Origin of the sequence: Leeuwenhoekiella sp. NPDC079379 (genome assembly GCF_044542075.1) — a bacterium.
In the GTDB taxonomy this organism is placed as follows: domain Bacteria; phylum Bacteroidota; class Bacteroidia; order Flavobacteriales; family Flavobacteriaceae; genus Leeuwenhoekiella.
This window is the reverse complement of the sequence record NZ_JBITTU010000004.1, coordinates 70,032-89,434: the sequence shown is the minus strand read 5'-3', so window position 1 is coordinate 89,434 and position 19,403 is coordinate 70,032. Positions and strand designations below refer to the sequence as shown.

The 19,403-nt window shown below is 36.7% G+C and carries 8 protein-coding genes; 4 read left to right on the top strand and 4 right to left on the bottom strand.

Annotated features, from left to right (window positions below):
• Positions 1 to 143: 143 nt before the first annotated feature.
• The 4 genes from ACIGAM_RS08730 to rpe all read left to right on the top strand — a co-directional run bounded on the left by ACIGAM_RS08730 (position 144) and on the right by rpe (position 5,166).
• Positions 144 to 2,858 (top strand): ATP-binding protein, encoded by a 2,715-nt coding sequence (locus ACIGAM_RS08730; protein ID WP_396511078.1) that lies wholly within the window; start codon positions 144 to 146, stop codon positions 2,856 to 2,858.
• A 152-nt stretch (positions 2,859 to 3,010) separates the two neighbouring features.
• Positions 3,011 to 3,874, top strand: a complete 864-nt coding sequence (locus ACIGAM_RS08725) for an RNA polymerase sigma factor RpoD/SigA (RefSeq protein ID WP_028374563.1) — start codon at positions 3,011 to 3,013, stop codon at positions 3,872 to 3,874.
• Positions 3,875 to 4,070: 196 nt separating this feature from the next.
• The gene (locus tag ACIGAM_RS08720) at positions 4,071 to 4,478 is read left to right on the top strand and encodes a BLUF domain-containing protein (protein WP_396511077.1); all 408 of its coding nucleotides are present in this window, start codon (positions 4,071 to 4,073) and stop codon (positions 4,476 to 4,478) included.
• 28 nt (positions 4,479 to 4,506) lie between these two features.
• Entirely contained in the window at positions 4,507 to 5,166 is a 660-nt protein-coding gene (gene rpe / locus ACIGAM_RS08715; protein WP_396511076.1) for a ribulose-phosphate 3-epimerase, read from the top strand.
• A 631-nt stretch (positions 5,167 to 5,797) separates the two neighbouring features.
• On the opposite strand, the gene ACIGAM_RS08710 is transcribed toward rpe, so the two are convergent.
• The 4 genes from ACIGAM_RS08710 to ACIGAM_RS08695 form a co-directional block, all read right to left on the bottom strand.
• Entirely contained in the window at positions 5,798 to 7,249 is a 1,452-nt protein-coding gene (locus ACIGAM_RS08710; RefSeq protein WP_396511075.1) for an SLC13 family permease, read from the bottom strand.
• 233 nt (positions 7,250 to 7,482) lie between these two features.
• On the bottom strand, positions 7,483 to 9,405 hold the full coding sequence (locus tag ACIGAM_RS08705) for an OmpA family protein (protein ID WP_396511074.1): 1,923 nt from the start codon (positions 9,403 to 9,405) through the stop codon (positions 7,483 to 7,485).
• Positions 9,406 to 9,416: 11 nt separating this feature from the next.
• Positions 9,417 to 10,340, bottom strand: coding sequence for a type IX secretion system membrane protein PorP/SprF (locus tag ACIGAM_RS08700; protein WP_396511073.1), 924 nt, complete (start codon positions 10,338 to 10,340; stop codon positions 9,417 to 9,419).
• Positions 10,341 to 10,371: 31 nt separating this feature from the next.
• A complete protein-coding gene (locus ACIGAM_RS08695; RefSeq protein ID WP_396511072.1) occupies positions 10,372 to 19,224 on the bottom strand; it encodes an Ig-like domain-containing protein in 8,853 nt (2,950 codons plus the stop codon).
• Between the last annotated feature and the right edge of the window lie 179 nt (positions 19,225 to 19,403).

The following is a 19,403-nucleotide window of genomic DNA, read 5'->3' as shown; positions in this document are numbered from 1 at the left end:
AAAGTCTGGCAGTAGCCAGACTTTTTTTGTTTCATATAAATCAAATAAATGTATTTATGACAGGAAATTAGAATATGTTAATTGTAAAAGATTAATTTAGTTTTTCTGTTCTCCAATCTAATCGCATCATACCCCACTGCTAAATGAATTCTTTTATTGATCGTCTTTTTAATCAACGGGCAAGCAAGCTTAGCAAAGAAGAAATAACAGACCCTAAGATTGTGTTTTTTCAATACTTAATAAACTTAGGATCTTTTAGTGCACGACTTCAGCAGTTAAAGTCACAAATAGAAAATTTTCAGTATCCAGATGATGCTTTTACTTCAGATTTGTACTGCGTTAATTTTTATTTAGAACTTGAGAATTACTTAATCACATTTGACAACGCTTATATAAACACTAAAGAGAGTCTAAGACAGGAACTTCGAGAAAAATTTCCGATTATAACAAATGCTATAGCATTTATGCCGCTTTATGAATCAGGTAAAAACAAAGAAATACTCATAGCTCGTATTTATCTGCTCACAATACTTAAAAAATTAAAAATTAAAAATACAGAATTTGTAAGCACTACCGCCTGGATTGAAGCTATTAAATCTTCTATAACTTCTAAAAGCTCAAATGATTTAGTAAAGCAAATAAATGCATTTAGAAGAGTAAAAGACGACGCTCTAAAAATGACTAAAGAATTTAATGAGATCCTGGGGGCAGATATTGTAACTTCAATATTCGCTACTACTAAAGACGAGTTCTATATTTATTATAATCAGCTACCTGCTGTTACGTGCATTGCAGATGTTATACCTAATTCATTTACCACGCTTCTTGATGACACAAAACCCATCATCAATCTAAATTTTAATTCCGAAATAAAAGAGAATAAAGAAATAACCAGTAAAGCTGTTACTTCATCTGCAGATTCTGAGGCCTTTTCCGTATTAGAAAATCTGCTTGATGGCTACCTGTTGTTTGACACATTAGGCACTATTAAAGATTGTAATACACTAGCTTCAAATATCTTTGGATTTAGCAAGACGGAATTAGTAAAACATTCTGTATTTGAGCTTTTTCCAGATGATTTAACTTCACAATTAAAAAATGATCTTCACAATTTATATTCGGTAACCGCAACTGAAATTATTGGACATCGTATAGAAACCGATATTACAAATAGAGCAGGCTTGACCTCATATTATGAAATTGCGTTCTCTAATAACTTCGCTAACCCTAAAGATAGCTTCACTGCGCTTGTAAAAAACATCTCAAACCGGAAAGATACACTTAAAGCTAAAATTAACGCAGAGCGTGTGGCTGAAGCAAAATCAACTTTTCTGTCAAATATGAGTCACGAAATACGTACACCCTTAAATGTGATTTTGGGACTTTCTGAAATAATCTCTAAAAGTGACCTAAAAGATCAAAATCTTCTAAGAAAAAATATTGACGGAATTTCTTTTTCGGCAAAAAATCTACTCTCTATAGTTAATGATATTCTTGACTTTTCTAAAATCGAAGCTGGTAAACTTACCTTGCAATCCTTAGATTTTAATTTGCGCGAAGTAGTTACAAATCTTACTTCAGGATTTGAAATTAAAGGTAAAGAAAAGGGTATTGAAATTAGTGTTGAAATAGATGATGCCATCCCTAAAATTGTTGTTGGAGATCAATTTAGACTCAATCAAATACTTACCAATCTTATAGGTAACGCTATTAAGTTTACTAAAAAAGGCTATATACGCGTTGAACTAAATCTTTTAAATAAAACCGAATATTCAAATACCATAGAATTTAAAGTTATCGATACGGGAATTGGCATTGCTTCTGATAAATTAGAAAGCATATTTGAAAGTTTTTATCAGGTTGAGGGTAAAGAAAATGCAAAGATTAATGGCACAGGATTAGGCCTAACAATAACCCGAGAACTTATTAAACTTCAGAAGGGAAGATTATTAGCCGAGAGTGAGTTGGGTAAAGGATCTACCTTTTCATTTACTATAGATTTTAAAGAAAGTAAACTCAAAAAGCTTCAAAATACAGATTTTCAAAAACATACAAGCGGTGCTAAACTTAGTGATTTACGCATCTTAGTAGCCGAAGACAATAAGATGAATCAGTTTTATATACGTCAACTTCTACAAGGGCTGGGTGTTAAGGCAGATATTGCTGAAAATGGCGAAGAAGCGGTTGCTATTTATAAAAATAACCCGATTCAATATGACCTCATATTGATGGATATGCATATGCCGGTAATGAATGGGCTTGAAGCTATTTCATTAATACGACAATCTAATGAAGACTCTTTGCATAAAATACCTATCGTAGCCTGCTCTGCAGATGTTTTCCCAGAATCCAGAAAAAATGCAATAAAAGCGGGTATAGACTTTTACCTCACTAAACCTTTAAAAGAAGAAGACTTAAAAGAAGTATTATACTGGCTCATTTCAGATGAAAAACCCGCCTTAAATCCTGAAGAATCAATTGAAATAACTGAAAGTACAGGAAGTACAAATTATGTTAATATCGCACAGCTCCTAGAAATATTTGATAACGATAATGATTTTATTGTTTCCCTACTAGAAGTCTTTAGAAGTGAAACACCAGAAGATTTAAACAGCCTCAGAAACTGTGTTGACAGAGAATATTACCCTAGGGCAAGCACGTTAGCTCACAAAATGAAATCAAGTTTTATGAATCTAGGTATGACTACTCATGGACATCATTTGCAACAAATAGAGAGTACTATAATAATTCCTTCTAAAACAGATGAAGCTAAAAAGCACTTACGAGCATTTGAAGAAATTTACACAAAAGCGCTTACAGAAATTAACTTATTAATTATCAAGCTAAAACAAGAATAAAGCTATTGACCATCTAAAAAATAATATATTCACAAGTACTAAAAAATAATACTGTTAAAATTTTCTAAAGAATTTTCATTTTTTTTGTAACCTTTTCTCGTCTCCTTACGTATAAGATATAGTTTAAACAACTTAATACACGTAATAGTCCTATGAGACAACTTAAAATTACAAAACAGGTTACAAACAGAGAGACTGCTTCTTTAGACAAATATTTACAGGAAATAGGTAAAGTAGACCTTATCACTGCAGATGAAGAAGTAGAACTTGCACAACGTATTAAAGCAGGCGACCAGAGAGCTCTTGAGAAACTAACCAAAGCAAACTTAAGGTTTGTTGTTTCTGTTGCTAAGCAATATCAAAACCAAGGTTTAACATTACCAGATTTGATAAATGAAGGTAATCTTGGGTTAATTAAAGCTGCACAACGTTTTGATGAGACTCGTGGTTTTAAATTTATCTCTTATGCGGTATGGTGGATTAGACAATCTATTTTACAAGCACTAGCGGAACAATCGCGTATTGTAAGATTGCCATTAAATAAAATAGGCTCTATTAATAAGATTAATAAAACATTTGCTTATTTAGAGCAAGCACATGAACGCCCCCCTAGCCCAGAAGAAATTGCTAAAGAATTAGATATGAGCATCAATGATGTAAAAGAGTCATTGAAAAATGCGGGACGCCACGTAAGTATGGATGCGCCATTAATCTCTGGTGAAGATTCTACGTTATACGATGTTCTTCGGTTTGGAGAATCTCCTAATCCAGATCGTGAATTACTTAATGAATCGCTTTGTACCGAAGTAGAACGTGCATTAGACACACTTACTCCAAGAGAAGCAGATGTTGTGCGGTTGTATTTTGGCCTAGGAAATCAACACCCAATGACACTAGAAGAGATAGGAGAAACATTTGATCTTACCCGCGAGCGTGTACGTCAGATTAAAGAAAAAGCAATCAGACGATTAAAACATACCTCAAGAAGTAAAATTTTGAAAACCTATTTAGGGTAGTTATTTTTACAAGAATTCGTTAAATATAGGGCTTGCTGATACTTTTTTATTAAATTGCCTATCATATAAAGACCCCAAAAAACAATATTTAAGACAACAACAGTTTATCATAACTGTTCGTTTTTTGATTGATGAATGAATCCCCGGCTGATTACCGGGGATTTTTATTATATCCTATTTATTCTCCATCTATCTTATGTATTATTACTTAGTATACGTTAGCGATTCTTCAAAACCATCTAATAATGAAATTGTTAATGATATTCTGAACAATGTTGCTAATTGGAATAGTAATCTCCACATCTCAGGCTTTTTAGTGTATAAAGGTGGTAATTACCTCCAATTATTAGAAGGCAAAAAAGAAGATGTTTTAAGACTGTTTAATAAAATTCTAAAAGATGGCCGTCATAAAAATGTCACTCAAATTTTAGAAGACGAATCACCAAATAGGCTTTTTAACGATTATGAATCCGGTTTTTTAGTTCCGAAAAATAAAATTGTTTTAGAACTTTTAAAAAATCATCTTCATAACTTAAAACATTTAGAGAGTCCTAAGATAGATTCTACTATTTCTATACTAGAGAAAATACTTTCTAATATGTAATTTTACAAATCAACCTAGATTTTTTCTTATGAAGCCTACCTACCTTGCACCCTCTTTACTCGCTGCAGATTTTGCAAATCTTGAACGTGATATCAATATGATTAATGCAAGTGAGGCAGACTGGTTTCATGTAGATATTATGGATGGTGTATTTGTCCCCAATATATCTTTTGGTTTTCCGGTAGTAAAAGCTATTACAAAACACGCTAAAAAAACTATAGATGTACATCTTATGATCGTAGATCCAGATCGCTACATTACAGCCTTTGCAGAGTTAGGAAGCACAAACCTAACTGTACATTACGAGGCATGTACACATTTACACAGAACACTTGAAGCCATTAAAGCTGAAGGGATGAAAGCGGGTGTCGCTTTAAATCCTCATACGCCGGTTCATCTACTTAAAGATGTGATAAAAGATATAGATCAAGTTATTATTATGAGTGTAAATCCTGGATTTGGAGGACAATCTTTTATAGAAAATACTTATAAAAAAGTACGAGAGCTAAAAGAAATGATCTTAAATGCAAATGCTTCCACGCTTATTGAAATAGATGGCGGAGTGACTGATCAAAATGCAAAAAAACTTCTTTTAAGTGGAGCTGACATCCTTGTGGCAGGAAGTTTTATTTTTAATGCAAACAATCCTACCGAAACAATTAAAGACTTGAAGAAAATAATGTCTTAAAATCTTATTTACCCTAAGCTCCTTCAGGAAAACTTTAGAATTTCAATTTATGCCTGAGGCAGCGAATTAATTCTATTATATATAATTCTTAAAGTAATTTGAGATTATTCTATATTCCTTCTAAATCAGTATTAATAACTGACGAATAAACTAGATAAAAAAGAGTTATTTTTCTGAAATAGTGAAGAGAATTTATATCTGATAATGATAAAAATCCTGATTTTGAATACATTTAAATTCAAAAAAGAGAAAGGTTCTTTATTTAAATAAAAAAAGGCAGAACGGGCTTGTAAGATAGCAGAATACGTAACGCCCCCTACAGCTCACGGATTTACTATTCAAAACAGAGGCCTATTCTACCCTATATCTATGTAAGAATATTTTGAGGCAATTTAAAAAACAATAATTTTAAATACCATTCTTATCATTAAAAATGATATTCTTTAACACTTCTAATAATGAAGCCAAAGTAAACTAAAACAACTTAAAAGTTTTTATAGATTTCCTCATTTAGCTTAATATTTAACAAAATATTACCGTCTATTGTATTTTCAATACAACGAAAATATTGCCATAAATACTTTTATGTGCAATATTTACATTTATGAGTAGTTAATTAAAATAAATCTAGTTAGATATTATAAATGGGGAATTCCCAAACTAATGGCAGTACAAAATAAACCAGTAGTGTTAATAGTATTATTGAAATTATATTCATCCAAATTCCTGCTCGTACCATATCTGGAATACGCAAATAACCAGACCCAAATACCACTGCATTAGGTGGCGTAGCCACAGGAAGCATAAACGCACAGGATGCTGCAACCGTTGTAGAAACTAAGAGTATATATGGATTTAGATTTAAATTGAGTGCGATAGGCGCTAATATAGGGAGTAGCATCGCAGTTGTGGCAAGATTTGAAGTGAGTTCGGTAATAAAATTAACACTAAATATGACTATAAATAACAATACTATTAGTGGTAATGCTTCTAATAAAATCATTTGAGTGCCAAACCAGGTTGCAAGTCCTGTAACTTCAAAACCTGAAGCAAGCGCCATCCCTCCGCCAAAAAGTAATATTATGCCCCAAGGTATTTTAATCGCATCATCCCAATTAATGATACGGTCTTTTTTATCTCTTGTGTTTATCGTGAATAAAAGAATACCTGCAGCTACAGCAATAATGGTATCATCTATCTGTGGTAAAAAACGCTCTAATAAAAATGCTCTGGTAATCCAGCAGAAAGCGGTAATTATAAATATAACTAATACAATTTTCTCTTCACGACACATAGGCCCTAGCTCTGCAATGAGTCGTTCTATTTCTTGTTTACCACCCGGAAATTCTTTCTGTTTAAATTTAAATGCAATAGTGGTCAAATATACCCAGGAAATGGCCAGTAATAAAATACTTATAGGAAGACCAAACTTAAGCCACTGAAAAAAACTTATATCAATTTTATAAACCTCTTGTATATACCCTGCAAAAACCAGATTTGGAGGTGTACCTATTAACGTTGCCATCCCTCCTATTGATGCACTATAGGCAATAGCTAACATTAATGCTTTCCCAAAAATTTTGTTTTCATCTTCAATAGTATTTGGATTGTCCTTTAATTGAGAAATTATAGACATCCCTATAGGTAGCATCATAACTGCTGTGGCTGTATTAGAAATCCACATAGACAAAAATGCGGTAGCCACCATAAAACCCAGAATGATCTGCTTAACATTAGTGCCTATAGCCCGTATTAAATACAATGCAATACGTTTGTGTAGATTCCATTTTTCAATAGCTATGGCAAGCATAAAGCCTCCTAAATAGAGGAAAATATACTTGTGACCATATGAAGCTGTAGTTGTAGAAATATCAAGTGCTCCCGTTAGTGGAAAGATAACTATAGGTAGTAATGCAGTAACTGCAATGGGTACAGCCTCGGTAACCCACCATAACGCAATCCATATTGTAGCACATAAAATGGCATACGCCGATGCAGACATAGCTTCTGGTGGATCTAGTTGCTGCAAACAGATAAAAAGAAGAGGACCAAGTAGTAGAAAGAGTATTTTATTAAGCTTCATTAATCAGGTATTAAAATGTTTCCTATCTATCTTTAGAAAACAGCCCTTAAATTACTTTAAAAATCATGACCAATATCATTTCGTTTAGGTAAAAACAAAATCTCTAATTCTATATTTTTAACTTTATAAATCTATTTTAAGAAGCTAGAGTGTTTATAATATAAGAAACTCCCTCAAAAGAAGGAGTTTCTACGCTAGTACACTTGATCAATTGGGCGCACTAGCGCCTCTCATTATCTACTAACTACTATAAATTCAGACCGCCTGTTTTCAGAATATTCTACTTCTGTGCAATTTTTACTTTCTTCATCACAAACATGTATAGGTTGTGATTCTCCATAACCTATAGCACTTTCTATCCTTGATGGGTTTATACCTTTTTGTATAAGCCAATCTCGTGTTGATAGAGCTCGGTTTGTAGACAATATTTTATTAAAATAATCAGTCCCACGCTGATCTGTATGGGCTTCTATTTTAATAATCATCTCAGGATAGGCTATCATTGCATCAAGCACTTTACGCATTTGTATAGCTGCTATATCATTAATATTGTACCTGTAGTACTCAAAATAAATAGGATCGATACGTATTTTTTCTATAACACCATCTGTTACAAATGTGTCTGATAAGTCTTTCAATTTAAAATCTACCATATTCATTAAATGACCCGGTAAAATATCTGTACTAAATTCTAATGCATCTTTACTAAAGCCCAGTTTACTAGCTTCTATCTTATATTTTTGGCCACAAATTAATTGCAATGTGTAAATACCTTTCTCATTAGTCGTCACTTTTATATACTCTTTAAGTTCACTATTAAATACAGTAACTATAGCATTTGTCAAGGGTTCTTTAGTATCTATATTAAATACAGTTCCACTTATCGTCTGTAGACATTCTTTTAAATTGTATTTAAAACTATAGATATCATCGCCACCCTTACCTCCTGACCGGTTTGAAGAAAAATATCCTGTATTAGGTTCTTTACCCTCTAAATATGCAAAATCATCTGCGTTAGAGTTGATACCCGGACCCAAATTTATGGTCGTTCCATAAACCCCATCTTTAAAAACCGATTTATAAATGTCAAGCCCACCATAGCCTACGTGACCCTCTGAAGAAAAATATAGCGTGTTGCCTTTTACATACGGAAATACATCATCTACTAGACTATTAATGAGCGGGCCTAAATTCATTGGTTTTGAGTATGTACCGTCTTCATAAATATCGCAAACATATATATCTGCATTACCGTAACCTCCCGGCATATCTGAAGCGAAGTATAATTTTTTACCATCTTCTGTCACAAAAGGATGACCTGTAGAATACTCATCACCATTAAATGGAAGCAACTCTTTTTTAAAGCGTTTTGAAGTTACATCGACTCTGTAGATCTTAAAATAATTGCGTTTATCTCCTTTAAAAACTTTACGCTTTCCATCTTGAAAACTTGATGCATAGTATAAATATTTACTATTAGGAGAGAAGCTTACAGTAGCGTCATGAAAAGGTGTCTCTAATTTTTCATTATAAAGATCTACATTGATAAAGTTTTGACCGGCATCTAATTCAGCTTTATATAGTGCTAAATACGGAGTGTTATCCCGATCAGATATCTTATTAATGTCTTTATTTCTGGAAGAGGAAAAAACGAATGTATTCCCGTCAAAAGCTCCTCCAAAATCTGCATATTGTGAATTGAGATCAAGATTTTTTACATCATACAGGGTATCCCCCTTCAGCAATTCATTAAATCTGGAACGCTCTTCGAAATGAGCATTAAGCTTATCATTTAGACCCCGCTCTCTAAAATAGGTTTCAACCACTTTATTCGCCTTATCATATTCTTTTAAGAATCGAAGCGTATCGTAGTATTGATATCCCTGAAGGTTATTTTTATTAGGTCCTACAATGGTGTACCATTTCTCATACACCTCTTTAGCCTTATTAAAATCTTTGAGGTTGTAGTAAGTATCCCCCATATTCATATAGACAATGGGATCTACCTTTTTTGCTGTTTGCAAATACAGTTCATATTCTTTTGCCGCCTCTACATAAATAAATCGATCATGCAAGCTATTAGCCTTTTCCAGTTGACTCTGCGCAAATAGATTAAAACCTATAAGACAGAATAACACTATATATATACGTTTCATAGTTTTAATTTTTAGAAGAATCTAGGTGAGAATGTAGCTCCACGTTTGCGGGCTAGAGAGAACTTAATTAACACTTCGTGACTTCCATCATTATACCGGTTAAAGTCTGACGTATTGTAATCATAAGCGTAGCCTATAAAAATATTATCAGATACTTGAAAACCGGCCAATGCACCTACAGCTGCATCAACATTATACGATACACCTGCTGTAAATTTTTCTAGAAATAAGAAATTCGCAGATAGACTGGCTCGCATAGGTGCTCCTTCTACATAATCAAAAAGTACTGCTGGTTTAAATTTTACATTACTACTCACGTCAAAAATGTACCCTCCTATAAGATATAGGTTTAGTTTTTCGGTATTAACCATGGTACTTTCATCATTGTAATATTCCTGCGAAAAGAAATTAGGTGTTGATAATCCTACATACCATCTATCACCAAATAAATATGCCCCTGCACCTAGTACACCTAGAAACTGATTATCTATATTATTCATAAATAACGGGTCATTGGGGTTATCGAAAACACCTTTCCGAAAATCTACGTTGAGGACTCTAAAACCAGCTTTTAGACCAAATGAAAGATAGGTTTGTGAAGATAACTGTAGAGAATATGAGAAGTTGCCATCTACATTTAATTCTTCAGAAGGCCCTAGAGCATCCCGGGTAATATTTAATCCTAACCCCAGATTATAAGTCACCGGTGATTCTAAACCTAAACTTACCGTTTCAGGAGCTCCATTAATGCCTGTAAACTGAGCTTTATAATTTGCTGTGATATTAAAATTATCTGACGATCCCACATAGGCAGGGTTAATCGCCATAGTATTATACATATACTGAGAATAGTTAGGTTCCTGCTGAGCATATACACCTGCACAACATAAAACTAGTGTCAGAATTCTGATTAAGTGAGTTACTACTGTTGTCATAATAAAAGTTTTTAATGAGAGAATTTTTAATTTATCGGGCTATATAAACCCATCCGGTAAGCGATCTCGAACCATCGTTGATCTCTAGAACATAATAATAGGTTCCCGCTGGTAAACCGCTTGATTTTTGAATAGAACTCGACACATTGGAATCACCATTCCAAGTATTTGAATAACCACTTGCATCAAATACGAGCTGCCCATTTCTATTAAATACCTGCACTGTATTATTAGGATAATTTTCGATACATCTTACTGTGAAAACATCATTCATACCGTCACCATTTGGCGAAAACTCATTGAACACCATAAGACAATCTGGATCGATCTCAAGTTCTGCTGAATTGTTATCCGGATTAGCATCAATAGGATTTGAGGTAATAATGCGTGCGATATTTAAATAGTTTCCAGTATCTAAAACCGTTACCGTTACCGTAAGTGTGGCTGTAGTGTTCGCTTCAATTACTGGAATGCTCCACACACCTGTAGTATTGTTATAATCTCCTAACGAAGCCGTAAATCCTATAAAGTCAAGACCAGATGGAAGACTTTCATCTGCAATCACATCACGTAAACCTACCTGACCCGTATTAGTTACTTCAATCGTGTAAATAATTTCTTCTCCTATAGCAGGGTTTATATTGTTTACCGTTTTAGAAATAGTCATATCTGAGCAAGCCGAAACTTCTAAGTCTACCTCAGCAGAAGTTTCAGTAAGACAAGCGTCGTTCGCTAAATAATTTACACTCACATTTTGTGTTCCTGCAACATCCCAAATAACAGTAATCGAGTTATCTGTATCAGTACCTCCGGAAACAATACGCCCGCCAGTACTAACAGACCAGAAATAATCTATCATACCAGGTTCTGTTGTATATATGACTTCAGCTCCTAAACATCCTGTATCAACTGAAGCATCTAAGCTGGCCTCAACAGGTTCTGTTAAGCTTACAGTTACTCCTAAACGGACTGAGCTTTCAAATGATCCTACTGTAAGTGCCGCATAGTACGTAATACCGCTAACTAACGGAGTATTAAGATCTAGAGCAACACCCCCAGAAGCCTGCCCGTACCATTTAACAGCGCTCGTGTTTAAAACGATATCTGTTAAAGTAGGCATATCTGCTGCGCAAAAGCTTTGATCTGTATCTCCTGCAGGAGCTCCTACGCTAATTGTCAATTCATCTGTAGTCACATCAGTCAAAGTATTCCCAAATGTATTTGTAACAGAGGCTACCACATTATAAGTTCCTTGCGGAATTTCATTACCCGTTGGGATCGTCAACGTCCACGTATCATTTGCATTATCTACCAGATTACCGTCTCCCTCTGCGTAAGTAAAGCCATTTACAGAAACCATCAACATATCTACTGAATCTGCAGTACCGGTAATTATAGGAGTACTATCACTCGTAGTTTGAGCAGTAACTGTGGGCACAGTAGGCTGGTTTAAAGTTGAGGTATCAATCGTCAACTCATCTGCAGTTGTATCATTAGAACTATTACCCGCTCCATCAGTGGCAGTAACTACCACATCATAAGTACCATCTGGAATTTCATTACCTGCAGGAATAATCAAAGTCCAGGTGCCATCACCATTATCGGTTAAATTACCATCGCCTTCTGTATAGGTTACTCCGTTTACAACCACAACAAGATCATCTACAGAATCAGCCGTTCCCGTGATTGTTGGGGTATTTGAATTGGTTACCAATGCATCAACTGTAGGGACTGTTGGCGCTGCTGTGTCAATTACCAACTCATCAGTTGTAACGTCTGAAGATGTATTGCCTGCGTCATCTGTTGCGGTGGCTACCACATCATAAGTACCATCTGGAATTTCATTACCTGCAGGAATCACTAATGTAAATGTGCCATCACCATTATCGGTTAAATTACCATCGCCTTCTGTATAGGTTACTCCGTTTACGATAACTGTCAAATCATCTACAGAATCAGCAGTTCCCGTGATTGTTGGTGTATTTGAATTAGTTACTAAGGCATCAACTGTAGGGACAGTTGGCGCTGCTGTGTCAATCACCAATTCATCTATTGTGATATCTGAAGATGCATTACCCGCTGCATCCGTTGCGGTTGCAACTACATCGTAAATACCATCCGGTAACGTATTACCCGCAGGAATAACTAAGGTAAACGTGTTGTCTCCATTATCGGTTAAGTTTCCGTCGCCTTCCGTGTAGTTTACTCCGTTTACAACTACAACAAGATCATCAACTGAATCTGCCGTACCCGTGATTGTTGGGGTATTTGAATTAGTTACTAAGGCATCAACTGTAGGGACCGTTGGAACTGCAGTGTCAATTACCAACTCATCAGTTGTAGCGTCTGAAGATGCATTGCCCGCTTCATCCGTTGCGGTGGCTACCACATCATAAGTACCATCTGGAATTTCATTACCTGCAGGAATCACTAATGTAAATGTGCCATCACCATTATCGGTTAAATTACCATCGCCTTCTGTATAGGTTACTCCGTTTACAACAACTATTAGGTCATCAACTGAATCTGCCGTACCCGTGATTGTTGGGGTATTTGAATTGGTTACTAACGCATCAACTGTGGGGACCGTTGGCGCTGCCGTATCAATCACCAACTCGTCAGTTGTAATATCTGAAGACGCATTACTTGCTGCATCCGTAGCGGTGGCAACTACATCATAAGTACCATCGGGTAACGCATTCCCTACAGGAATAACCAATGTAAACGTGTTATCAGCATTATCGGTTAAATTACCATCGCCTTCTGCGTAGGTAATACCATTTACAACCACCACAAGATCATCTACAGAATCAGCCGTTCCTGTAATTGTTGGTGTATTTGAATTGGTTACTAATGCATCAACTGTAGGAACAGTTGGTACTGCTGTGTCAATTACTAACTCATCAGTTGTAACGTCTGAAGACGTATTGCCTGCTTCATCCGTTGCGGTGGCTACCACATCATAAGTACCATCTGGAATTTCATTAACTGCAGGAATAACTAAAGTAAACGTGTTGTCACCATTATCAGTTAAATTACCGTCGCCTTCTGTATAAGTTACTCCGTTTACAACAACTATTAGGTCATCAACTGAATCTGCCGTACCCGTAATTGTTGGGGTATTTGAATTAGTTACTAAGGCATCAACTGTAGGGACAGTTGGCGCTGCTGTGTCAATTACCAACTCATCAGTTGTAACGTCTGAAGAGGAATTGCCTGCGTCATCCGTTGCGGTGGCAACTATATCATAAGTACCATCTGGAATTTCATTGCCTGCAGGAATAACTAAGGTAAACGTGTTATCGCCATTATCAGTCAAATTACCGTCGCCTTCACTGTAGGTTACTCCATCAACAACAACTACAAGATCATCAACTGAATCAGCCGTTCCTGTAATTGTTGGTGTATTTGAATTGGTTACTAAGGCATCAACTGTAGGAACAGTTGGTACTGCTGTGTCAATTACTAACTCATCAGTTGTAACGTCTGAAGACGTATTGCCTGCTTCATCCGTTGCAGTGGCTACCACATCATAAGTACCATCTGGAATTTCATTAACTGCAGGAATAACTAAAGTAAACGTGTTGTCACCATTATCAGTTAAATTACCGTCGCCTTCTGTATAAGTTACTCCGTTTACAACAACTATTAGGTCATCAACTGAATCTGCCGTACCCGTAATTGTTGGGGTATTTGAATTAGTTACTAAGGCATCAACTGTAGGGACAGTTGGCGCTGCTGTGTCAATTACCAACTCATCAGTTGTGACGTCTGAAGAGGAATTGCCTGCGTCATCCGTTGCGGTGGCAACTATATCATAAGTACCATCTGGAATTTCATTGCCTGCAGGAATAACTAAGGTAAACGTGTTATCGCCATTATCAGTCAAATTACCGTCGCCTTCACTGTAGGTTACTCCATTAACAACAACTACAAGATCATCAACTGAATCAGCCGTTCCTGTGATTGTTGGTGTATTTGAATTAGTTACTAAGGCATCAACTGTAGGGACAGTTGGCGCTGCTGTGTCAATCACCAATTCATCAGTTGTAACGTCTGAAGATGTATTACCTGCTTCATCCGTTGCGGTGGCTACCACATCATAAGTACCATCAGGTAAAGCATCAGCTGCAGGAATTACTAAAGTAAACGTGTTATCTCCGTTATCGGTTAAATTACCATCGCCTTCACTGTAGGTTACTCCGTTTACGATAACTGTCAAATCATCTACAGAATCAGCAGTTCCGGTAATTGTTGGGGTTGAATTATTGGTTACTAACGCATCAACTCTAGGGACAGTTGGAAATGCAGTGTCAATTACCAACTCATCAGTTGTAATATCTGAAGATGTATTGCCTGCTTCATCCGTTGCGGTGGCTACTACATCATAAGTACCATCTGGAATTTCATTACCTGCAGGAATAATCAAAGTCCAGGTGCCATCACCATTATCGGTTAAATTACCATCGCCTTCACTGTAGGTTACTCCGTTTACAACAACCGTCAAAGCATCAACTGAATCGGCAGTACCTGTAATTGTAGGTGTTGAATTATTGGTTACTAAGGCATCAACTGTGGGTACTGTTGGCGCTGCTGTGTCAATTACCAACTCATCAGTTGTAATATCTGAAGATGTATTGCCTGCGTCATCTGTTGCGGTGGCTACCACATCATAAGTACCATCTGGAATTTCATTACCTGCAGGAATCACTAATGTAAATGTGTCATCCCCATTATCAGTCAAATTACCGTCACCTTCTGTGTAGGTAACTCCGTTTACAACTACAACAAGATCATCAACTGAATCTGCCGTACCCGTAATTGTTGGGGTAGTTGTATTAGTTACCAATGCATCAACTGTAGGGACAGTTGGCGCTGCTGTGTCAATCACCAATTCATCAGTAGTAATATCTGAAGATGTATTGCCTGCTTCATCAGTGGCTGTTGCAACTACATCGTAAGTACCATCAGGTAAGGCATCACCTGCAGGAATAACTAAGGTAAACGTGTTGTCTCTGTTATCGGTTAAATTACCGTCGCCTTCTGTATAGGTTACTCCGTTTACAACCACCACAAGATCATCAACTGAATCAGCCGTTCCTGTGATTGTTGGTGTATTTGAATTAGTTACTAAGGCATCAACTGTAGGCACTGTTGGCGCTGCTGTGTCAATCACCAATTCATCAGTAGTAATATCTGAAGAAGAATTGCCTGCGTCATCCGATGCGGTGGCAACCACATCATAAGTACCATCTGGAATTTCATTACCTGCAGGAATAACTAAGGTAAACGTGTTATCGCCATTATCAGTTAAATCACCATCGCCTTCTGTATAGGTTACTCCGTTTACAACCACAACAAAATCATCAACTGAATCAGCCGTTCCTGTGATTGTTGGAGTATTTGAATTAGTTACTAAGGCATCAACTGTAGGAACTGTTGGCACTGCTGTGTCAATCACCAACTCATCAGTTGTAATATCTGAAGATGAATTGCCAGCTCCATCAGTTGCGGTGGCTACCACATCATAAGTACCATCTGGAATTTCATTACCTGCAGGAATAACTAAGGTAAACGTGTCATCACCATTATCGGTTAAATTACCATCGCCTTCTGTATAAGTTACTCCGTTTACAACGACAACAAGATCATCAACTGAATCAGCCGTTCCCGTAATTGTTGGGGTTGAATTATTGGTTACTAACGCATCAACTGTAGGGACCGTTGGCGCTGCTGTGTCAATTACCAACTCATCAGTTGTGATATCTGAAGATGTATTGCCTGCTCCATCAGTGGCTGTGGCAACTACATCGTAAGTACCGTCAGGTAAGGCATCACCTGCAGGAATAGCTAAGGTAAACGTGTCATCCCCATTATCGGTTAAATTACCATCGCCTTCTGTATAGGTTACTCCGTTTACAACAACCACAAGATCATCAACTGAATCAGCCGTTCCCGTAATTGTTGGGGTAGTATCATTAGTCGTTAAGAAATTAACTGTGGGTATCACAGGATTTGTAATATCAATTACCAACTCATTTACTGTAGGATCTGTAGCTGTGCCCCCGATACCAACAACCACTGCTGTAACATTATAAGTACCTTCAGCTAAAGAAGTAGGTATAATTAAGGTCCAGGTATTATCGCCATTATCAGTTAAATCTGTACCGCTCTCGTTATAATCAACTCCATCAACTGTTACCGTCAAATCATCTGCACTATCTGCTGTTCCCGTAATTGTTGGTGTCGTATTGCTTGTTACCTGAGCAACAACCGTTGGTGTTGTTGGGATGGTATTATCTATTGTCAATTCATTTGTAGTAACGTCAGTTGCCATATTGCCAGCAAGGTCTGTAGCAGTAACTAAAACTTCATAAATTCCGTTGATAAGTTCGTTTCCGGCAGGGATTATTAACGTCCACGTACCATTTCCATTATCCACTAAATTACCATCACCTTCTATATAGGTAACAGTATTAATCACCACTGTAAGTGCATCTACAGACTCTGCAGTTCCCGTAACCGTGGGTGTTGTATCACTAGTAATTTGGGTGTTTACTGTGGGAATTGTTGGATTAGTAAGATCCACTGTTAATTCATTTGTAGTGGTGTCTACTGAAGAATTTCCTGCCACATCAACAGCATTGGCCACCACATCATAAGTTCCTTCTGAAATTTCATTTCCGATAGGGATAACTAAAGTATAAGTGTCATTACCATTGTCGGTTAAATTTCCGTCACCTTCTGTGTAGGTAACTCCGTTTACCACGACTGTCAGGTTATCTATAGAATCTGCAGTCCCCGTAACTGTTGGAGTGGTGTTATTAGTGATTTGCGTATTAACCGTAGGAACTGTTGGAGGTATTAAATCTAAAGTATAACCAATGCTGGTACTTACAGTATTTTGACATAACAGACCAGATGCAGTAACCTCAGCTTCAATGGTTAAATCTGAATCTGCAACTAGCTGAGCGCCGGGAACATCAACCATAAATGTTAACCCCGCGGTAACTGTTGTAGTATAGTCAAAAGTGTTAACTGTAACCGTAATTGGATCACCCGCTTCTGCATCACCTCCTACGGTCCCGGTAATCGTTACTGGAGCTGAGGCTTCTGCACTATTAACAGTACCATCTGTAGTTACAGGATTAAGTGTTATAGTAGGTTGAGGACCCCCATTAAGAGTTACGTCAACAACTTTTAAATCTCCCGGTGCATTCTCGCAACCGGTTACCGCATCAACCAGACTTACATAAACCCGGTACGGACTTTCAGCTTCCGTAAGACCTTCTACTTCTAGTTCGCCTTCAGGATTTATAGTATATGTTAGATTTCCATCTACGAGACCGTTTGTTATTTCAACGTCTCCATTAGCATCTAAGTAGTACTTAAAACTTCCATTTAGAGTTGTTGTGGGTACTATATTTAATATTTCAGGAATACATATAGGCAAGTCTAAACCTAGCACCGTTATATCTCCTGATTCTGGAATAGGGTTAACTGTCACAGTCACCGCTACTCTCCCAGATTCTTCGGCACAGCCTGCTAAAAATGAGGCTACATAAAATGTGGTATCCGCTGTTAACGTGGAAGTTGTAAACGTATCACCACTCGCAACAGTTGCTAATAAATTACCCCCTATAGCGCTGTCGTACCATCTCAACTCGGCTCCAGATGTATTTGTTGTAGCTACTAAATCTGCAGTTTCACCAGCGCAAATCTCCACATTTTGGGATGCAGTATCGAGCACCGGAATCCCTGAAGTAACTGCAATGTCAAAAAGATCTATACGCTGCGTTAAACTGGCATTAACTAAAGATTCGTAGCGTATCACAATGCGATCTGCAGGACCAGCAATATCAAAGGGTACCTGCACAATTGCATTGCTTTGCAATAGTCCTAACAAATCAAGATTTAATAGGGATGAAAGGCTTGAAGAGCTGACTAAAGTAGTACCGTTATAAGCTAATAGCTCCACATTATTTGCCAGCCCTAAAGCAAGTAATGAGGGATCTACACGAAGGGCTATTTTAAAATCTTCTGTAGGTTGAGTAGGTGTATCAAAATAGACCACCTGCTCTATAGAACCTGCCACAGCTAAAACACCTAAGCTAATTTGAGAAAAAGTTGAAGGGTCTGAGTCGATTGCAAATTCAGGATTTGTAACACCCGAGCCGGCCAACTGCAAGGCGTCTAGTGTTATACCTGTTGAATTGAATGAAGTAAATGCAGGTTCATTACAAAAACTAGTTCCTGAAGCAGTGAAAATACCTGATATAAATAAATCCCTTGTATTATTAAGACCAAGCAATGCAGATCCTGTAGAATTAGTAACACGAATACTCGTATAATTTTGATTTGGAGTTATGGCTATATAATAGTTACCGTCAGGTCCTATTAAAACGCGTGCGGTTTCTGTATTGAAAGCGGAAGGATTTGTAGTGCTTACTGTTAAAACACTTGTGCCACCATTTTTAGCTTCAATTGTAACTTCCTGTCCTCCTAAAACTATATCTAATACATCTCCTACTAAACCTCCTAAAGTCCCACCTACTAAAACATCTAATAATTGATTATCTGTCTCAACTTGAATATAAGTCGTTGTATTTGCGAGTACCGTGGTAGTGTAACCCAGTTCGATATGCCCTATAGTAGGAGCAGTTATTTCAACTCCTAAAGCAGATACCCCTGAATTAGCCCGCACACGCGCCTGAGTTGATAAATTTTGATCTGTGGCAAACGGCAAATTTGTTACGCTTGCATTATCAATGACAGTTGTCGCAAAAGTTCTGTCTTGACCCAGTACTGCCACATTTGATATTAAGAAAAGTAACGCAACAGTTACAAATCTAATTTCTAATTGTTTAAAAGTAAAGTTCACCATAGTATAAGCGTATTAGAATGAGAGTTAAAATCTAAAAATTGGGCAAAAATGATCTGGATTGAAAATGCGCGAGGCACTCAATCATTAGTTGTAAAAATCTTAGGGGACTAAACCTTATCGCTCAGGGGCAAAATTTTGAGACGATAAGATTGAACGTTTTGGAGAATCATTGGTCGTAA